This window comes from Actinoallomurus bryophytorum (assembly GCF_006716425.1).
Lineage (GTDB): Bacteria > Actinomycetota > Actinomycetes > Streptosporangiales > Streptosporangiaceae > Actinoallomurus > Actinoallomurus bryophytorum.
Window position 1 is genome coordinate 4310072 of the sequence record NZ_VFOZ01000001.1, and the last position, 14545, is coordinate 4324616.

At 69.3% G+C, this 14545-nt stretch carries 14 protein-coding genes; 5 read left to right on the forward strand and 9 right to left on the reverse strand.

Features of this window, described 5'->3' with window-relative positions; all coding sequences use genetic code 11:
• Positions 1 to 24 precede the first annotated feature (24 nt).
• The gene (locus tag FB559_RS20365; RefSeq protein ID WP_141957104.1) at positions 25 to 315 is read left to right on the forward strand and encodes a hypothetical protein; all 291 of its coding nucleotides are present in this window, start codon (positions 25 to 27) and stop codon (positions 313 to 315) included.
• 72 nt (positions 316 to 387) lie between these two features.
• Here the strand turns inward: FB559_RS20365 and FB559_RS20370 are convergent, their stop codons facing one another.
• From FB559_RS20370 to FB559_RS20390, 5 genes are read right to left on the reverse strand one after another with little or no spacing between them, the layout of a single operon-like run.
• Complete coding sequence (locus FB559_RS20370) at positions 388 to 1968, reverse strand: acyl-CoA synthetase (protein WP_141957105.1); 1581 nt, start codon at positions 1966 to 1968, stop codon at positions 388 to 390.
• Between the two features lie 25 nt (positions 1969 to 1993).
• Positions 1994 to 3151 (reverse strand): thiolase domain-containing protein, encoded by a 1158-nt coding sequence (locus tag FB559_RS20375; protein WP_141957106.1) that lies wholly within the window; start codon positions 3149 to 3151, stop codon positions 1994 to 1996.
• Positions 3152 to 3154: 3 nt separating this feature from the next.
• The gene (locus FB559_RS20380) at positions 3155 to 4195 is read right to left on the reverse strand and encodes a thiolase domain-containing protein (protein WP_141957107.1); all 1041 of its coding nucleotides are present in this window, start codon (positions 4193 to 4195) and stop codon (positions 3155 to 3157) included.
• Positions 4195 to 5136: an OB-fold nucleic acid binding domain-containing protein gene (locus FB559_RS20385; protein WP_141957108.1), complete on the reverse strand. Its 942-nt coding sequence runs from the start codon at positions 5134 to 5136 to the stop codon at positions 4195 to 4197. The genes FB559_RS20380 and FB559_RS20385 overlap by 1 nt, the downstream gene beginning before the upstream one ends.
• On the reverse strand, positions 5123 to 6679 hold the full coding sequence (locus FB559_RS20390) for an acyl-CoA synthetase (RefSeq protein ID WP_141957109.1): 1557 nt from the start codon (positions 6677 to 6679) through the stop codon (positions 5123 to 5125). Before FB559_RS20390 ends, FB559_RS20385 begins: the two co-directional genes overlap by 14 nt.
• 143 nt (positions 6680 to 6822) lie before the next feature.
• On the opposite strand from FB559_RS20390, the gene FB559_RS20395 reads away from it, so the two are divergent.
• From FB559_RS20395 to FB559_RS20405, 3 genes are all read left to right on the forward strand, one after another.
• Positions 6823 to 7635 carry a crotonase/enoyl-CoA hydratase family protein gene (locus FB559_RS20395; RefSeq protein WP_185792314.1) on the forward strand — a complete coding sequence of 271 codons (813 nt, stop codon included), beginning with the start codon at positions 6823 to 6825 and terminating at the stop codon, positions 7633 to 7635.
• Positions 7636 to 7731: 96 nt separating this feature from the next.
• Entirely contained in the window at positions 7732 to 8079 is a 348-nt protein-coding gene (locus FB559_RS20400) for a VOC family protein (protein WP_141957110.1), read from the forward strand.
• Positions 8080 to 8176: 97 nt separating this feature from the next.
• The gene (locus tag FB559_RS20405; RefSeq protein ID WP_141957111.1) at positions 8177 to 8869 is read left to right on the forward strand and encodes a hypothetical protein; all 693 of its coding nucleotides are present in this window, start codon (positions 8177 to 8179) and stop codon (positions 8867 to 8869) included.
• A gap of 96 nt (positions 8870 to 8965) precedes the next feature.
• On the opposite strand, the gene FB559_RS20410 is transcribed toward FB559_RS20405, so the two are convergent.
• Complete coding sequence (locus FB559_RS20410; RefSeq protein ID WP_141957112.1) at positions 8966 to 9571, reverse strand: TetR/AcrR family transcriptional regulator; 606 nt, start codon at positions 9569 to 9571, stop codon at positions 8966 to 8968.
• 82 nt (positions 9572 to 9653) lie between these two features.
• Between FB559_RS20410 and FB559_RS20415 the strand changes: the two genes are divergently transcribed.
• Complete coding sequence (locus tag FB559_RS20415; protein WP_141957113.1) at positions 9654 to 10712, forward strand: aldo/keto reductase; 1059 nt, start codon at positions 9654 to 9656, stop codon at positions 10710 to 10712.
• On the opposite strand, the gene FB559_RS20420 is transcribed toward FB559_RS20415, so the two are convergent.
• From FB559_RS20420 to FB559_RS20430, 3 genes are all read right to left on the reverse strand, one after another.
• Positions 10669 to 11865 (reverse strand): S8 family peptidase, encoded by a 1197-nt coding sequence (locus tag FB559_RS20420; protein WP_141957114.1) that lies wholly within the window; start codon positions 11863 to 11865, stop codon positions 10669 to 10671. The two genes, FB559_RS20415 and FB559_RS20420, sit on opposite strands and share 44 nt — an antisense overlap.
• The gene (locus FB559_RS20425; RefSeq protein ID WP_141957115.1) at positions 11859 to 12527 is read right to left on the reverse strand and encodes a hypothetical protein; all 669 of its coding nucleotides are present in this window, start codon (positions 12525 to 12527) and stop codon (positions 11859 to 11861) included. Before FB559_RS20425 ends, FB559_RS20420 begins: the two co-directional genes overlap by 7 nt.
• 167 nt (positions 12528 to 12694) lie before the next feature.
• The gene (locus tag FB559_RS20430) at positions 12695 to 14542 is read right to left on the reverse strand and encodes an alpha/beta hydrolase (RefSeq protein ID WP_221640097.1); all 1848 of its coding nucleotides are present in this window, start codon (positions 14540 to 14542) and stop codon (positions 12695 to 12697) included.
• Positions 14543 to 14545 lie beyond the last annotated feature (3 nt).

Below are 14545 nucleotides of genomic sequence, written 5' to 3' on the forward strand. Positions count from 1 at the left end.
CAGATTCGAAAAGGAGCGATCCCCATGGAGATAAACACGCCACCGGCGGCGGAAAGCGCCGATCAGCTCGTCTCGCGGCTCGCCACGATGTGCGGCCGGGCGGGGCTGGTCGCCGACATCATCGAGCCCTCGACCAAGATCCGCATCAACACCCCGAACGGCAACGAGCACCTGGCCGAGACGGTCACTCTCAAGCCGGACGCCGACGATGTGCTCACCTGGTGGTGGTCCTGGGACAGGCCGATCTGCCCCGCACGCGACGTCGACTGCGCGGTGACCGCCCTGATCCGCGTCGTCGCCGGGACCCGCGCATGACGCCCACGGACGCCCTCACTCACGCCCCACGCGAGAACGGCGTCTCGTGGATCCTCTGAGCGCCGCCGGGCGTCAGGCCTTCTCGGCGACCTTCCTGGCCCAGCGGTAGTCGGCCTTGCCCGCGGGCGAGCGCTGGAGCTCGGCCACGAACGCGTACGTGCGCGGGACCTTGTACCCCGACAGGCGGCTTCGGCAGTGGGCGTCGAGGTCGCCCTGGGACGCCTCGGCGTCCGCGTACAGCTGGACGACGGCGGCGACCCGCTGCCCGTACATCTCGTCCGTCACCCCGGTGACCACCACGTCGAAGACGGCCGGGTGCCCCTTGAGCACGGCCTCGATCTCCTCGGGGAAGACCTTCTCGCCCCCGGTGTTGATGCACTGTGAGCCGCGTCCGAGGACCGAGACCGTGCCGTCGGCCTCGAGCGTCGCGATGTCGCCGGTCAGCAGCCAGCGCTCCCCGTCGACCTCGACGAACGTCTTCGCCGTCTTGGCCTCGTCGTTCCAGTATCCGATGGGGAGGTGCCCGGTCTTGGCGATCTGCCCGATCGTCCCCGAGCCGGGCTCGACCGGTCGGAGGTCATCGCCCAGCACGCGCAGGGACGTGATGTTGGGCCGATATTTCAGCCCCGACTCGGGCGTCGAACCCTCCACCCCGGACGCGGTGTATCCCGACTCCGACGAGCCGAAGCTGTCGATGATCATCATGTTCGGCAGCAGCTCGCTCAGCCGTTCGCGTACGGAGCCGGACAGGATCGCGCCGGTCGAGCTGAGCGCGGCCAGGGAGCTCAGGTCGTACGAGCCCGCGGCGATCGCGTCGACCAGGGGGCGGGCCATCGCGTCGCCGGTGATGCCGAGCGTCAGGACCTTCTCGGTCTCGATCGTGCGCAGGATCTCGGCGGCGTCGAAGCGCCGGTTGTAGACCACCGACCCGCCCATCCACCAGGAGATGAACGTCGTCATCTGGGCCGCGCCGTGCATGAGCGGCGCGGCGGTCATCATCACCACGCCACCCGAGCTCCGCGCGGCCTCGATGACCTCGCCGGGCGTCTTACGGGGCTCGCCGTACGGGTTGCCGCCGCCGAAGGCCATGAACAGGTCCTCGCAGCGCCACACCACGCCCTTGGGCATGCCGGTCGTACCGCCCGTGTAGATGATGTAGCGGTCGTCGCCGGAGCGCTGCGCGAAACCGCGCGTCGCCGGCGAGCCGGCGAGAGCGTCCTTGTACGGGACCGCGTGCGGTGAGGTCCCCCCGCTCACGACGCGGTGCCGCAGCGTCGGCGTCCGCCCCGCCGCCGCGGTGACCCGCTCCTCGAAGTCCGACTCGTACACCAGCGCCACAAGCTGGGCGTCGTTGTAGAGGTATTCCAGCTCGGCCTCGACGTACCGGTAGTTGACGTTGACCGGCACCGCGCGGAGCTTCAGCGCGGCCAGCACGGTCGTGATGTACTCCAGCCCGTTGTACAGATGCACACCCACGTGCTGTCCGGGCCCGACACCGGCGTCCTCCAGGTGGTGGGCCAGCCGGTTGGCGTACACGTCCAGCTCGGCGTAGGTCAGCCGCTCGACGCCGTCCGGACCAGGTGCGACGAGGGCTCTGCGGTCCCCGATCGCGTCGGCCAGAGCTTCGAAAAGGTCGGCGTGGTTGAACTCCATCGCGCGCTCCTCAAGCGGGGGGTGCTCAGGGCCGTTCGGATCCGACGACCCACATCGCGTAGAACTGCGCACCGCCACCGTACGCGTGGCCGAGCGCCCGGCGGGCGCCTTCGACCTGATGATCGCCGGCCAGTCCGCGTACCTGCTGGGCCGCCTCGGCGAACCGGATGAGCCCGGAGGCGCCGATCGGGTTGGAGGAGAGCACGCCGCCGGAGGCATTCCACGGGATGTCGCCGTCGAGCGCGGTCGCGCCGGACTCCGTCAGCTTCCAGCCCTCGCCGTCGCCGCAGAAGCCGAGGTTCTCCAGCCACATCGGCTCGTACCAGGAGAACGGGACGTACACCTCGGCGCAGTCCAGCTCGCGGCGTGGGTCGGTGATGCCGGCCTGGGAGTAGACGTCGGCCGCGCAGTCCTTGCCGGCCTGCGGGCTCACCGTGTCGCGTCCGGCGAAGACGATCGGCTCGGAGCGCATCGCGGCGCCGTGCACCCAGGCGGCCGGGTTCGGCGCCTGACGCGCCGCCGACTCCGAGGCCAGCACCATCGCCGCCGCACCGTCGCTGGACGGGCACGTCTCCAGGTAGCGGATCGGGTCCCACAGCATCGGCGTCGACTCGACCATCTCGCGCGAGATGCCGGGGATCCGAAGGTGGGCGTACGGGTTCTTCAGCGCGTTCTGCCGGTCCTTGACCGCGACGAGCGTGCCGATGTGGTCGGGGGAGCCGGTACGCCGCATGTACGCGCGGATGTGCGGCGCGAAGTAGCCGCCCGCGCCCACGACGAGCGAGGGAGTGAGCGGCGGGTGGGTCGACAGCGCCCAGGTGGCGTTGGACTCGGACTGCTTCTCCCAGGCGACGACGAGCACCCGGTCGTGCACTCCGCCCTGGACCAGGCTCGCCGCGATCAGCGCGGTGGACCCGCCGACCGAGCCGGCGGTGTGCACGCGCGTCAGCGGCTTGCCGCGCGCGCCGAGCGCGTCCGCGAGGTACGCCTCGGGCATCATCACGCCCTCGAACAGGTCGGGCGCCTTGCCGACCACGACGGCGTCGATGTCCTTGAACGTCAGCCCCGCGTCCTCCAGGGCCCTTAGCGCCGCCTCGCGTACGAGCCCGGCGATGGAGACGTCGGTCCGCTTGGAGCGGTAGTGGGTCTGCCCGACACCGATCACCGCGCATGCCTCAGCCATGGTTCATGCCTCCAATACGCACACGAGGTTCGACTGCAGGCAGGGGCCGTACGACGCGTGGGCCAGGGTGCGTCTCGCCTCGCCGCGGTGGATCCAGCCCGCGGCCTCGCCGACGCGGATCAGGCCGGTCGCCATGACCGGGTTGGCGGCCAGCGGCCCGCCGGACGGGTTGACGCGTACGTCGTCGCCGAGGCCGAGCGCCTCGCGCAGGATGAGCTCCTCGTGGCTGAACTGCGCGTGCAGCTCCGCGACCTCGACGTCGCGTGCGCCCGCCTTCTGTCCGGCCAGCGTGGTCGACTCCGACCGCCCCAGGTCGCGGGCACCCAGCGAGTGCGCCTCGATGCGGTGGTCGGCGCCGCGGATCCAGGCGGGCCGTTCGCACAGCTCACGCGCCCGGTCGCCGGTCGCCAGCACGATCGCCGCCGCGCCGTCGGTGACGGGCGCGCAGTCGTAGGGCCGCAGCGGCGCGATCTCATAATCGTCATCGCCCGGGTCGGGCAGGTCGAGCGCGTACGGGTTGGCGCGCCCGTCCGCGCGGGAACGGGCGGCGACGGCGCGCAGGTCGTCCTCCTTGTGCCCGAGCTCGAGGTACGCGCGTGCCTGCAACGCGGCCATCGAGACCTGGTCCAGGCCGAGCGGCTCCAGGTAGTAGGGGTCGAGCTGGAGGCTCATCAGCTCGGGCAGCCCTGACTCGCCGTCGGGCCGTACGACCTGGGACGGCTTGCCGAAGCCGTACACGAGCGCGGTGTCGATGTCGCCGTGCAGCAGGCGGACGTACGCCTCGTACAGGGCCCAGGCGGCGTCCATCTCGACGTGGCTCTCGGAGATCGGCGGCCACGCCCCGACCGCGTCGAGCGCGGAGACGAACGAGAACGGTGCCCCGGCGAGATAGTCCAGCGACCCGGAGCACGTGAAGCCGAAGCGCTTGAGCCCGGTCCGTTCCTTGACCTCACCGATGATCGGAGCGAGGATCTCGACCTCCGAACGCCCGGAGTCCTCGCCCATGTGTTCCGTCTGCGCGAACGCCACGACTGCGATGTCCATCAGAGGTAGTCCTTGATGTCGTCGAACGGGACGTCGGGTTCGTCGAGCGGCTCGAACCACTTGATGTTCGTCATGGTCCGGCCCCACTCCTCGCGCGGCCGCCACACCGCGCGTACCCGCATCCCCATCCGTACGTCGCCGGCGGGGACGCCCGCCACCAGGGCGACCATCGCGATGTCGGAGCCGTCGAGCAGCACGTACGCCGACACGAACGGCACGTCGGGCGCGCGCGGGTCGGGGATGTTGTTCACCGCGAACGTCGTGACCGTGCCGGTGTCGGGCACCTCCACCTCTTCGGTGGTGGGAACGCCGTCGACGGGGCACAGGCCCTTCATCGGCACGTAGACCTTGCCGCAGACCCCGCACCGGTGACCGAGGATGCGTCCCTCGCCGATGCCGCCGAGGAAGCGGCTGAGCGCGTGACCGGCGCTCAGCCGGTAGCCCGCCTCGACCGGAGCGTTGATCATGGTGACGTCGGGCCGGAAGGACTCGATGTCCCCGATCGTGCCGGTACGTTCGCCGCGCCACTTGGGGCGTACGCGCAGCCCGGCGCGCAGCGTCTTCGGCGCCTTGGCGCCTTCTTCGAAGACACCCAGGTCCAGGACGTGCACCATCGCCGTGTCGGCGCCGTCGGGGGTCAGCAGCGCCCAGGCGAACGGCCTCTCCAGCGGATGGCCCGGCCGGGGCCGCGCCACCCAGGCGTACGCGCCGACGGTGCACTCCGGGCCGACCTCGACGAACTCCTCGGTCACCGTCTCGCCGTCGGCGTCGTACTCGACCGGCGGGAACAGCACCCGGCCCGAGGCCGCACGTACCCCGACGAGCCGCCCGTCGCGCAGCTCGGTGAGGAACCGTCCGATGACCGGCCCGACCGAACGCGTGTACCCGCCGGGAAAAGCCAGCGAGTGATCGGCTGCCAGCAGCTGCTCAGATGGCGGCATCACGGTCCTTCCAGTACGGGTCGCGCAGGCGGCGTTTGAGGAGCTTGCCGTTGGGTTCGCGCGGCATGTGCTCGATGAAGTCGAACGACTTCGGCCACTTCATCCGCGCCAGCCGGCCCTCCAGCGAGGCGAGGATCTCCTCGGCCAGCTCCGGTCCGGGCGGCACGCCCTCGGCCGGCTCGACCACGGCCTTGATCTGCTCGCCCCACTCGTCGTCGGGGACACCGAAGACCGCCACGTCGGCCACCTTCGGATGGATCACGATCTCGTTCTCGATCTCGGCCGGGTAGATGTTCGCCCCGCCGGAGATGATCAGATCGGCCTTGCGGTCGGACAGGAAGAGGAAGCCGTCCTCGGTGAGGTAGCCGATGTCGCCGACGGTGAAGTAGTCCTTGAGCCGGTTCGCCTGGGTCTTGGCCGCGTCGCCCTTGTACTCGAAGGCGACCCCGGCCATCTTCATGTAGATCGTGCCGTGCGTGCCGATGGGCACCTCGGCGCCGTCGTCGTCCACGATCAGCAGCTCGCTGATCGGCCAGGCACTGCCGACCGTCCCCGGATGCTCACGCCAGTCCTGCGGGCTCGCGATCGTGCCGCCGCCCTCGGTGGCCGCGTAGTACTCCCAGATGCAGTCGCCCCACCAGTCGAGCATCGCCTGCTTGATCGGCACCGGGCAGGGCGCGGCGGCGTGGATCGCCCAGCGCATCGAGGAGACGTCGTAGCGTTCTCTCACCTCGGCGGGCAGCGTGAGCAGCCGCTTGAAGTGCGTCGGCACCATGTGGGTGTTCGTGATCCCGTGCCGCTCGATGAGCCGCAGGGCCTCTTCGGCGTCCCACCGGTCCATGTAGACGAGCGAGTGCCCCATGTGCAGCGCCGAGCCGCCGAACTGTGTCACGGCCGTGTGGTAGCTCGGCGAGGTGACCAGGTGGGCGTTGGGCGGCCCCGCGGTGAAGCCGAAGAACGTCAGCAGGAACGTCATCAGCTCGGCGGAGTCGTCGGGGTCGAGGCCGTTCAGCGCCCGGCGTACGCCCTTGGGCCGCCCGGTGGTGCCGGAGGTGTAGTGCATGGTCGCGCCGGCGGTCCGCTGCTCCGGCAGGGTGTCCGGCCTGCCGTCGACCAGCTCGCCGTACGGGCGGAAGCCCGCGACCTCGCCGCTGCCGACGGCGAAGCACCGCTGCGGGTCGATCCCGGCGGCCTCGGCACCTGGTACGCCTTCGCCGGCGTACCGCTCGTGCACGAAGAACGCCTTGGCCTCGCTGTCGGCGACCACGTAGCCGATCTCGGGCCCGGTCAGGTGCCAGTTGACCGGCGTGTAGTACCAGCCGGCCTGAAGAGCGGCGAGATAGAGCACCAGCCCGTCGACGCCGTTGGGCACCAGGCCGCAGATCCCGTCGCCGGGCTCCAGCCCGAGGTCGCGCAGGCCGTGCACGAGCCGGTTGCAGCGCGAGAGGAGGTCCCCGGCCTTGTGCGGGGTACCGTCCGGGTCGACCGCCGCGACCCAGTAAGGGTCGGTGGCGGCCAAGCGCCAAAAGCCCAGTGATCCCATTGATCCTCCCGGTACGTCGGTCGTACGGAGGTGTCCCAGATCCGCAGTAGATCACGTTATCGTTTTGGGGAGCAAGACCTGTCGGATCGGGCGTGGCGATACTAGAATCCGTTCTTGTTTTGACCGGCTTCGGAGGAGTGCGCATGGCGGAGAGACTGCCGATCAGCACCGCCCACTGCATCGTCGAACGCGACGGCCATGTTGTCACGGTCACGATGAGCCGGCCCGAGGCGCGCAACGCGCTGAGCACCGACATGCTCGTGGGCATGGCCGACGCCTGGGCCTACATCTCCGATACCCCGGACGTACGGGTCGGCATCCTCACCGGGGCGGGCGGCCACTTCTGCGCCGGCGCCGACCTCAAGGCGATGGGCCGCCCGTCGGAGGACCCGCGCGTACGGCAGCGGGCCACGGAGATCACCGACTACCACTGGAAGGGCCTGCTCCGCGATTCCCGTCCGACCAAGCCGCTGGTCTGCGCGATCGAGGGCTACGCCGTGGCGGGCGGCACCGAACTCCTGACCGGTACGGACCTGCGGGTGGTCGCCTCGGGCGCGACGCTTGGCCTGTACGAGGCGAAACGCGGCCTGTTCCCGATGGGCGGTTCGGCGGTGCGGCTGACCCGCCAGATCCCGTACGCGCTAGCGATGGACATCCTGCTCACCGGCCGCTCGGTCACCCCGGCCGAGGCCCTGGCCATGGGCCTGGTCAACCGCGTGGTGCCGGACGGCGAGGCTTTGACCGCCGCCCGTGAGATGGCCGACCAGATCGCGGCCTGCGGGCCGCTGTCGGTCCAGGCGATCCTTCTTACTCACCGCCGCACCGAAGGGCTGGACGAGGAGGCCGCGCTGAAGATCTCCGATGAGATCGGCTGGCCGGTCTTCGCCTCCAAGGACGCCGAGGAGGGCACCTTGGCCTTCCGCGAGAAACGCCCCCCGAACTACACGGGCGAATAACGCGCGGTCGCGTCGGCGTCGACCACGGGTCGTGATGTCGGCGTGGCCTCTTATGGATCCCTTCGCCCACAGCAGGGTTTCGTCGATAATGATCCGATGATCAATGGTGTGCATGTGGTCATCTACAGCCGAGACGCGGAGGCGGATCGAGCCTTCCTGCGAGATGTGCTGGGATTTCCGCACGTCGACGCCGGACACGACTGGCTGATCTTCAAGCTGCCGCCCGCCGAGGCGGCCGTGCATCCGGGTGAGAACGACGGCACCGAGCTCTACCTGATGTGCGTCGACCTCGAGGCCACGCTCGCCGAGCTGACCGCCAAGGGTGTTGAGATCGCCCAACCGGTCAGCAGCGCCGGCTGGGGCTCGCGGGCAGCGATCAAGCTGCCGAGCGGGGCCGACCTCGCCCTCTACGAGCCGCGCCACCCCGTCGCCTACGACCTCTGACCCCGGGCTGCCTCGTCGCCCTCCCGTGGCAGTCGTCGTCCACGCAGGGCTCCCATTCTGGCTCTGCTCTTTTTGCCCTCCATGAGACGGTAGGGAGGTGCCGAACAAGCCTGAACTGGATAACGGATTCCCCGCTCTGCGTCCGGCGCTGGATGGCCTGTATGCGACCTTCGATACAAGTGTCGAATCGGAGAAGCAAAGGTCGAGCTGTGTTGACGTCAGGCTCCCGCGACCGCCGGGTGAAGTTGATTTCGACTCGATTATGGCGAAAGTGCGTGCGTTTCGAGAGGTTGGGCAGCATAAGTGTATACTTCCGCGAGTTCTTGAGCTTTTCGCTGAAGAAGTAGACCGCAGTGTTGATTATGCATGGAACACCATGAACGCGATCGGTGTGCGGTGGCGAGATTGGCCTCATGATGAGCAGGCCGCGATTCAGGTCTTCATGCGTGCCTGGTGGCGTTCGACGCTGTCGACGTTCCCGCGACGTCTGGACGTACTTGAGCTTTTGAGTATTGTCGGCGTTATGCGAATTGACGTCCGCCCTTACCTGTCGTATTGGGCGAGTCGCAGGGACGTACCCGCAGTGCGCCATCTCGCTTGGCTGGTCATGGACTTCACCGTCCATAGTGCGGCGAACGATAGGTGGTATGAAATGCTCGACAGCTGGATCGATGGCATAGAGCCCAGGCGAATGCTGGAAGATTCCTTGTCTGTTGGTCCGGATGCCGAGGTGGCCCTTGAATTTTCCGCTGCTAGGGACGTGCTGAGGTCGTGGGGGGAGTCTTCGTAATAGCGGCCATCCCGGCCGAGAGAATGAGATGCGGGTCCCCGAACCACATCGGCGAGTGAGGCCCTCGGCCTCCACTCGCCTCGGGACCGCGGGGTCTCACCGTACGAACACACCGGCGCGGGCGGCGGCTTCGGCGGCTTCGGCCGCGCGGTCGGCGGTGGCCGCGTCGAGAGGGTCGCCGCTGGCGAGCAGGCGGTAGTACAGCGGCGCTGACACGGCCCGGATGACCTCCTCGGCGTCGGTACCCGCAGGCAGTTCGCCGCGGTCGATCGCCTCGTCCACGCAGGGCGCCCACTCCTTGATCCGCGTCTCGTAGAAGCGGTGCAGGGCCTCGGCCGTCCGCGCGTCGCAGGTGGCGGCCGCTATCACCGCGGTGAACAGCGGTCCCTGCCGGGGGTCGGTCAGCGTCTTGCGTACGAGCCGCGCGTTGGCCTTCAGGTCGCCGAGCAGCGAGCCCGTGCGCGCACGCGGGAGCGACTGCTCGGCCATGTCCGTCAGCAGGTCGGCCACCAGGCCGGTCACGCTGCCCCAGCGGCGGTAGACGGTCGTCTTGCCGACGTCCGCGCGGCGTGCGACGTCCGCGAGGTCCAGGTGGTCGAAGCCCTGCTCGGCCAGCGCGTCGCCGGCCGCCCGCAGCACGGCCGTCCGCACCCGCGCCGTACGTCCCCCCGGCCGGATCGTGCCAGGCTCGTCGCCGTCCATAACGGGTCTCCAGTTTCGTTAAGAGTCGCGCCCATGTTAGCGTGCCGTACTAACGGAACCTCGGATCCATTAAGGAGAGGCCATGGAATACCGGCGACTGGGCGCGTCTGGGCTCATGGTCCCCGCGCTGAGCTTCGGCGCGGGGACGTTCGGCGGCAAGGGTGAGCTGTTCGGCGCCTGGGGCAGCACCGACGCACGTGAGGCACGGCGGCTCGTGGACATCTGCCTCGACGCCGGCGTCACGATGTTCGACAGCGCGGACGTCTACTCCGACGGCGCCTCCGAGGAGGTGCTGGGCGAAGCGATCAAGGGCCGCCGCGACCGCCTGCTCCTGTCCACCAAGACCGGACTCCCGACGGGGCCGGGACCGTACGAGGCGGGCACGTCACGCTCCCGCCTGATCAAGGCATGCGAGGACGCCCTGCGCCGGCTCGACACCGACCACATCGACCTGTTCCAGCTGCACGCCTTCGACGCCCGCACCCCGATCGAGGAGGCCCTGGCCACGCTCGACGAGCTCGTACGCGCGGGCAAGATCCGCTACCCCGGAGTCTCCAACTTCGCGGGCTGGCAGCTGATGAAGTCACTCGCGATCGCCGAACGGTACGGTCACCCGCGGTACGTCGCCCACCAGGTCTACTACTCACTGATCGGCCGCGACTACGAGTGGGACCTGATGCCGCTGGCCGTCGACCAGGGAGTCGGCGCGGTCGTGTGGAGCCCCCTCGGCTGGGGACGGCTGACCGGAAAGGTCCGCCGCGACCGCCCGCTCCCGGCCCAGAGCCGCCTGCACCGGACCGCCGACTTCGGCCCACCCGTGGACGAGGAGCGTCTGTACGACGTGGTCGACGCATTGGACGAGATCGCCGAGGAGACCGGCCGGACCATCCCGCAGCTCGCCATCAACTGGCTGCTCAGGCGGCCGACCGTGTCATCGGTCGTCATCGGCGCCCGCGACGAGACCCAGCTGAGGGACAACCTCGACGCCGTCGGCTGGGAGTTGACGCCGGACCAGGTGGCGCGCCTCGACAAGGCCAGCGCGGCGACCGCGCCGTACCCCTACTTCCCGTACGAACGCCAGGAGGGCTTCGCCCGCCTCAACCCGCCTCTTGACCTGCGCGCTGCGGCGTCGCGTCCGTAGCGCCGGTGGTCGAGCGCTTGCGCAGCGCGAGCCAGGTGGCGAACCCGAGCGCGACCAGCCCTGCGAGCGCCAGCCCGCCGAATCCGCCGATCCACAGGGGGGAGTACGGCGCTGCTCTGATGGTGGCCGGCCGGTTTCCGCCGAGCCGGGCGTTGTCCGGTACGGACGACTTCGCCGTCATGGCAGGGGCATCGCGCGTGGCGAGCTTGTGCGCTTCGTCGAGCGCGCCGGCCGCGTTGAGGTAGCCGAAGCCCAGTTCGGTGTCGTAGCGGCCTTTCCCCCGGGGGCGTCGTGCCGAGGCGGACAGGGCCTGGCCGACCTGCGCCGATGTGAGTCTCGGGTACTCGGACCTGATCATCGCGACTGCTGCGGTGGTGAAGGCGACGGCCACAGGTTCGCCTCCGAGCGTCCAGGTCCGGTTGTCCGGGCCGACGGCGGGAATCGAGAAGGCGGGGGCGGAGACGAGCGTGGCAGTGCTTCTCGACGTCACCGTGCCGTCACGCCGGCCTTTGGAGGTGAGGGTGCCGACCCCGATCACTCCGGGTGCTGAGGCCGGGTAGGCGGCATTTTCGGGCTTTTGAACGCCAGTGGGAGCGACGATGACAGCCCTTTTGGCCTGGGCGTAGGCGATCGCGGCACTGACCTGGGCGGTGCCGTCCCCGGTGACGTAGGCCTCGACCGCGATGACATCGGCGCCGTGGTCGACGGCGTAACGAATGCCCTTGGCCATGACGTCGCCCCACTGGGCGGTCTCTCGCCAGGTGCGGCCGCCCGGCTCATTGGTGTCGGCGAAGATCCGTACCGGAAGGATGGTCGTCGCGGGTGCGAGTCCGCCGATGGGGGCGCCGGGGGTACGACCGGTCATGATGGAGGCCAGGAGCGTCCCGGACACGCGTTTGGGGCGCGGCGTCCCCACCAGGTCCTTTCCCTTTTCGACCTTGCCTTTCAATCCCGTGACTCCGGAGGCGACGCCGTCAGCCAGTACGGCGATCTTTATTGATCTGCCCGGGTTGATGCGCTGGGCCGCGACGAAGTCGAAGGTGAACCGCAGCCTCCAGTCGAAGGTGGCGGCGTGGGACTCACCGGCCAGCGGTGGGGTGAGGCCGACGAGAAGGGCGGTGGCCAGCAGCCCGGCGGAACGGCGGATCAACATTTCACACCTCGTCGCTCGCACGGCTCGTTCGTTGTGGCGAGACGCAGAATCACCTTGTCCAACGCGACTCTGGCGAACGCGAACGTGTTGACCACCACCGTCTCAAGGCGAGTGGCACGGTCGGTGATCCAGCCGCTGGAGCGGAAGAACAGGTAGGGAGTGTGGCCGTTCTCGTAGGAGAAGTCCTGTCTCAGCGAATCGCCGAAACCCGCGGCGACGGTGCCCGGAAACGGCACCGCGCGTACTCCGTACCGTTCCTCTACCCCGTGCACGCCCAGCGAGGCGCTGAAATCCGTCTCAGCGCCGTCGGCCCGCTTGGCGTCGGGCATCACCGCGACGCCGAGTGTGGTCACCAGTGTTCCGCTGGGGTCGACGTATGTGGCGCGCAGCACGGTCCGGCAGCCGTGTCTGACGAGGACTTCGGCGAGTGGGTGGTCGAAGCCCTCGGCGCAGGACACTCTTGGTGCGATCCCGACGCGAAGCGCACTCAAGGTCGGTGTCATCGAATCGATGACCGAGCCTTCGGAAGATGTTTCATCCGCCCGAGCGGGAAAGATCTCGCCGGCCGTGAGTGCACGCCAGCGTGAGGCGATCTCCTTCTGACCGGCCGCCGCGATCTCGTCCGCGGTGGGCTTGCGCGTCAGATGCGCGCGGATCGCCACACCGCCGCCGACGGTACTCAGGACGCCCGCCAACGCCAGCGCGATGATCAGGACGAACGGACGACGAGGACGATCACCCTCCCGAGGATGCGGGGGTGAGATCAGAGTTTCGGACACGATGGTGGCTCCAGCCGGTTAACAAGTGCCTTGAGGTCGGTGAAGCCGCGTCAGTCGTGGGCTTGGAGCCAGGTGAGGATCTTGGTGTGGATGCCGCTGGTCTTGAGGATGGCGCTGGCGTGTCCGCTGCCGGGGACGACCTCAAGAGTGCAGGTGACGGTCTTGGCCTTGAGTGCGGTGCACAGGTCGGCCGAATGCGCGGAGGGGACGAAGTCGCCTTCGGAGTGGAGGAGGTACATGGGGGCGTCGCCGCTTGAAGCGTGGTTCTTGACGACGGCGTCGGTCCAGCGATTCCAGCAGGTGGTGTCCGAGCTGGTGGGGTAGCAGCGGCCGAGCAGGGTGGAGTTGTCGCGGAGTTTCTGCCTGGAGGCGCTGGCGCCCGCGGCCTGTCCGTCGTTGTAGGCGCGATAGGGGGAGGCGACGGGCGAGAGGGCGACGACGCCGCGTACGTAGGTGGTGCCGCTGCCGTAGGTGCCGACCGCGGTGGCGATCTGTCCGCCGGCCGAGGAGCCGAGAAGCAGGACGCGTTTGGGGTCGATGGTGAAGTCGGTGGCGTGGGCCTTGATCCAGGCGATGGCGTTGATGGCGTCGGTGCGCTGCGCGGTCCAGCCGGATTGGGTGTCGAGGCGGTAGTTGATGGAGAAGACGGCGTAGCCGCGTTCGGCGTACCACTGGGCGGTGGCGGTCCAGCTCGATTTGTCGTCTTCGTACCAGTAGCCGCCGTGGATGATGACCAGAGCGGGCTGCTTGGTGGTGGTCGGCGTGTAGTACGCGTCGAGTTGCTGTTTCGGGTCGGTCCCGTAGGCGTACGTGCCGGTGGTGAGGGTGGCGTCGGTGAGGGCCTGCAGGCTCTCGGTCTTGGGCGGGGTCGGGACCGGGTCGTCGTTCTGGACGGGCGGGTTGGTGGTGGTCCCGGGTGTGGTGCGGGAGCCGGCCGCGTCGCCGGCGGTGGCGTCCAGCTGCGGCGCGCTGCGCAGGGCCGGTGTGGTCTGGTCGCCGGGGGCGGTTCGCGGGGGGACGGTGCCCTGGGCGCGGGCTTTGAGCCAGGTCAGGATCCTGGCCCTGACGTCGGCGGTCAGTAGTGGTCCACCGGAGCCACTGCCGGAGACGGTCTGGACGCTGACGTCGGCGGCGTTGGCGCCTTTGGCGAGTTCGGCGTCGCGCAGGTCGGTGGACTGGATGGCCGGGACGGCGTCGCCGGCGGAGTGGACCAGATACATAGGTGCGTCGTCGGGACCGGAGGCGTGGGCCTTGGCGACCGAGTCGGTCCAGCGGGCCCAGCAGTCGGTGTCGGTCTTGTCGGGGTAGCAGCGGTGCAGGACGACGGTCTCGTCACGGATCTTGCGTCGCGTCGCGGTGGCGCTGGTGGTGGGAGCTTCGGTCCAGGCGCGGTACGGGGAGTTGACCGGTGACAGCCCGACCGCGCCGTCGATGCGGGTACGCCCGGCGCCGTAGGTGGCCAGGGTGGTGGCGAGCTGCCCACCGGCCTGGGAGCCGAGAACGGCGAGGTGTGCGGCGTCGGCGTTGAACTCGGCGGCGTGCGCCTTGATCCAGTCGGCGGCGGCGAGGACGTCGTCGCGCGGGGCGGGCCAGGCGGCGTCGGTGTTGTAGCGGTAGTCGGCGGAGAAGACCGCGAAGCCGTGGTCGGCGAAGTAGCGCGCGGTGGCCGCCCAGTCGGTCTTGCTGCCGGAGTTGAAGTAGCCGCCGTGCAGGAGGAGCAGCGCGGGCCGGGGCTGGTCGGCGTCGTACCAGTAGGCGTCAATGCCTTGGCGCACTTGCGTGCCGTACGTGTAGGTGTCCTCGTGCCGGGTGGCCGCGTGGGACCCGGAGGTGACCGCGGCCACGGCAATGGCGAGCAGGAGTACGACCAGACCGGGACGGGTCAACCATCGGCGCACGAG